Source organism: Psychrobacter sp. AOP7-B1-24 (genome assembly GCF_052376215.1).
Lineage (GTDB): Bacteria > Pseudomonadota > Gammaproteobacteria > Pseudomonadales > Moraxellaceae > Psychrobacter.
On the sequence record NZ_JBQSVL010000126.1, the window covers coordinates 1 to 4,147 of the forward strand.

Consider the following 4,147-nt stretch of genomic DNA (forward strand, 5'->3'; position numbering starts at 1 on the left):
ATATTTTATAATTTTTTTATCACAGAAATGATAAAAGTTTTTAAAATAAGGCTTACCGCTGAGGATTTATCACAACTGACTTTATTAAGTGGTAAATAGTCAATTGTAAAGTCAAAAAAAGCGGCTAAATATATTAGCCGCTTTTTGAGATCTATTAAAAATATGCGATTGGCATTAGTCTTTGATATAGATTAAATCCCATACGCCATGTCCACGCTCTAGACCTCGACGTTCAAATTTGGTCATTGGACGAAAGTCAGGGCGGTCAGTAAAGTTACCCGCACCAGCTTGATTGGTTAATCCCGAAAACTCATCTAATACTTCAACCATCCAAAAAGCATAATGCTCCCAGTCTGTCGCCGTATGGAACCAACCACCTTGTTTTAAGCTACGCGTGACAATCGCCATGCGCTCAGGGCTGACAAAGCGGCGTTTATAATGGCGCTTTTTTTGCCATGGGTCAGGGAAATAAAGCTGAATACGATCGATATGGTTCTCTGGTAACTGCTTGAGCAATTGAATGGCATCACCATTAATGATTTTGACATTGTGTAAGTTTTGAGTGCCTGCCATATAAGCGCATTTACCAATACCAGGTTCATGTACTTCAACGCCCACAAAATTGCGAGTAGGATCTGCTGCTGCCATTTCGATGAATGAATCGCCGAGCCCAAAACCAATCTCTAGAGTAAGTGGTGCGTCACTACCATTAGGGCTATCAGCGAATAGCGTTCTTAGGTTATGGATGCCTTCTAGATCGCCATCACCAAAACTGTTATTAACCAGATATTCAGCAAATGCTGGATCGGTCAGTGCCAATTCGGCGTTTTTATTCATGTGCGTACGTCGTTTCATAAACGTATTGACGATACGAATATGCTTGCCTTCTTTAGTATTGGTGCTAGAGTTTAATGCTTCATCAGTAGTATTGGTACTATCGATGTTATCGTTCGTATTAGGATGTTGACTCATAGGATTGACAAGGCTTAATAAAATGGATGAGGTACGCTCATTATAAGTTAAATCGATACGACTGTGAACGGACAATACTCTTTTAATCAAATGGACATATCTAGATGATTGAGTAAACTATTTTGCTACCGTTTTATTGTTTTATGCGCAAGTTTTAGCATTATCATATAATAGTTCTAGGGCGTGTTGACTATTCACAAATAGGCACTGCCATGGTCGAAGGACCAAAGATGCCCCAATTGATTTTATTTTTTTTATAGCAAGTAAGGCTTATCACTATGTTATTTATTGAGACAGATTCGCCACCACCGTTTTATCAGGACAAGCTGTCTTCTGCTAAGCGTCAACAGCTTGATAAGTGGTTTATTGGTCACCGTAGTCAGCACTATTATCTCAAGCGCTTTGAGCAGTTTGATGAGCAAGGTTATCTGTCACCCAAATGGCACTGGGCTGCATTTTTTGTGACTTTTCCTTGGCTGCTCTATCGCAAGCGCTATATGGATGCCATTGTATACAGTGTGGCAGGGTGGTCATTCATCCAGCTCAATGTAGCATTGGTGTTGGTTGCCTTTGAGTTTGTAGCGATGTCCTATATTCCTGATGCTTATCAGATGGCTACGCGTATAGGTATTGCTGCAATAATCTGGATATTTTGGTCATTTATGGTCGCACGTTGGACGGATGCTTACTATTATCGAATGGCACGACGTGAGATTGCGGATGCTATTGAGGATTATCCGAGAGATGAAGCTGCTCAGAAGTCACACTTGAGAAGAGAGGGTGGTGTGAGTTTGTTTGGTCTGGGTTTGGGGTTTGGTTTTTTTGCTTTTGCCTTAATGGTTATTAAGGTGCAGTTTTTACCTATTATTGCTAAGCCAAAAGCAAATGAAGTGGTATTTGATGCTTATGACACGGTTAAAACGACACAAAACCGTGTGGCATTGAACTATCAGCAAACAGGACAGTGCCCGACTAATTTGTCTTTGAATACGGCAACGCAGCAAGTAAGTATCGATATTAATACCACTGCCGCTGGGGTTGCAGAAACCGACTGCGCAGTAATTGCAACGATTCATAACATCAAGTTTCCGATACGCTATCTGAATGATCAGACACTGGTGTTTTATCATGTACCAGACAGCGATAATTGGAGCTGTATGACGTCGCTAAACAAACAGCAAGCTCCGCCAGGCTGCTTGCCTGAATAGGGCGTCATGCTATTATTTTTGATACACTGCCTTATTTTTTAGCGTCTGTTACGATATCCTCTTTTTCATCGACTGGTGTTGCTTGGTTCTTTAATGCGTCATAAAAGTCAGTTAAGTCCATTTTGCGTGCTTTACCGATGTCTTCATCAAATAAGCTTTCAAGCTCTGCCATGGCTGATTGTGCCGATTCAATCATGCTGGCTTCATCATCATAAATGGCTTGCTGACGTTCAATCAAGTCATCATCATAGTCGCGGAACGTTTGCACTGTTTCGCGTGCTTTTTCTGGTGAGATACCAAGTAGTTGTAGTGATTCACGTGACATATCTAAAGACGATAAATAAGTCTCACGCCAAATATGACGTACACCCACTTCACGTAAGCGGTAATAATGCTGACGATCACGTGCTCGTGCCAAGATAATTATATCTGGATAGTTTTTGCGTAAGTATTGAGCGGTTGTGATAGAGCGTTCTAGATCATCGATAGCGAGAATAAACACACGTGCTTTTTGGATGCCAGCGGCGCGTAAGATTTCAGGATTCTTTGGGTCACCATAGTAAACTTGGTTACCGAACTTACGGACGAAGTCTACTCGGTTTGCAGAGCGTTCAATAGCAGTGAATTCAATATCATGCATCCGTAGTACACGACCGATGATCTGACCAACGCGGCCAAAACCGGCAATAATGACTTGATGCTCATGATCTGGAATCGTATCGTACTCGCGGTTTGGTTTGCTCTTGGCAAATAAAGGCTCACCTATTTTTTCTAATAATAAAAATGCCAGTGGCGTGAGTGCCATAGAAATGGTAACAATAAGGTTCAGTGTATTGGCAAGCTCAGGACGTAAAACGTTCTGAGCACTAGCGACACTGAATAAGACAAAAGCAAATTCACCCCCTTGTGCGAGTGTCACACCTAGCCTAAAGCTGGTTGGCCAGCGATTGCCTAATACTTTTGCAATTAAGGTAATAACACCAAACTTGATAAATATTAACGTCACTGCACAGCCAATAATAAAGACAGGCTTGGCTAAAATGAGATTGACATCAGTCAGCATACCGACCGACATAAAAAACAGGCCTAATAAAAGTCCTTTAAAAGGTTCAATACTGGCTTCTAGTTCGTGACGATATTCGGAATCTGCTAATAAGACACCTGTTAAGAATGCACCTAATGCCATCGATAGTCCGATTTGGCCCATTAAAATAGACACACCCATCACGATAAATAGTGCGACTGCAGTTAGTAGTTCTGATGCACCACTTGACGCCACAAATTTAAAGAAGGGTCGAACAACATAGCGGCTAGCAAAAATTAGTCCAGCAAATACGGCAAATACTTTACCAAAATAAATCAAGTCGTAGCTTTGTTCACGTACTCCTGATAAAAAGGGAATGACGGCTAATAAGGGTATAACGGCAATATCTTGGAACAATAAGATAGTGAAGGCTTCTCGACCATGGGTGCTTGCAAGTTGCTGTTTTTCAGTTAATATCTGCAGTACAAAAGCAGTAGAAGAGAGGGCCAAGCCAAAGCCAACGATAAAAGCAGTGTCTAACTGTAAGGAAAAAAACTGATGCAAAAGCAACATCAGAAGAGTGCCGGTTAGGCCGACTTGCAATCCACCAAGTACGAATATCGAACGCCGTAATGCCCATAGTCGTGAGGGTTGAAGCTCAAGACCAATGATAAATAGCAGCATAACCACACCAAACTCAGAAAAGTGTAATAAGCTCTCAGCATCACCCGCTACATCTAAGCCACTGGGCCCTAATATGAGACCGGTAATGAGATAACCTAGGACCGTCGCAATACCAAATCGTTTACCAAGGGGTACAAAGAGCAGGGCGGCTCCTAAGAAGATTGTAGCTTGTAACATTAAATTTGGTGAGCCGGCGGCGGCAGCGAGCATTTGATATCCTTAAGTAGTAGTAATAAGAAGGTGTGATAATAAAAAAACA

At 41.7% G+C, this 4,147-nt stretch carries 3 protein-coding genes; 1 reads left to right on the top strand and 2 read right to left on the bottom strand.

What is annotated here, in order from left to right; translation table 11 throughout:
- Window positions 1–174: 174 nt before the first annotated feature.
- The gene (gene trmB, locus ACT3QP_RS14180; protein ID WP_444525953.1) at window positions 175–972 is read right to left on the bottom strand and encodes a tRNA (guanosine(46)-N7)-methyltransferase TrmB; all 798 of its coding nucleotides are present in this window, start codon (window positions 970–972) and stop codon (window positions 175–177) included.
- A 278-nt stretch (window positions 973–1,250) separates the two neighbouring features.
- Between trmB and ACT3QP_RS14185 the strand changes: the two genes are divergently transcribed.
- On the top strand, window positions 1,251–2,180 hold the full coding sequence (locus ACT3QP_RS14185; protein WP_444525951.1) for a DUF2628 domain-containing protein: 930 nt from the start codon (window positions 1,251–1,253) through the stop codon (window positions 2,178–2,180).
- Between the two features lie 31 nt (window positions 2,181–2,211).
- On the opposite strand, the gene ACT3QP_RS14190 is transcribed toward ACT3QP_RS14185, so the two are convergent.
- A complete protein-coding gene (locus ACT3QP_RS14190) occupies window positions 2,212–4,098 on the bottom strand; it encodes a monovalent cation:proton antiporter-2 (CPA2) family protein (RefSeq protein WP_444525952.1) in 1,887 nt (628 codons plus the stop codon).
- Window positions 4,099–4,147: the final 49 nt, after the last annotated feature.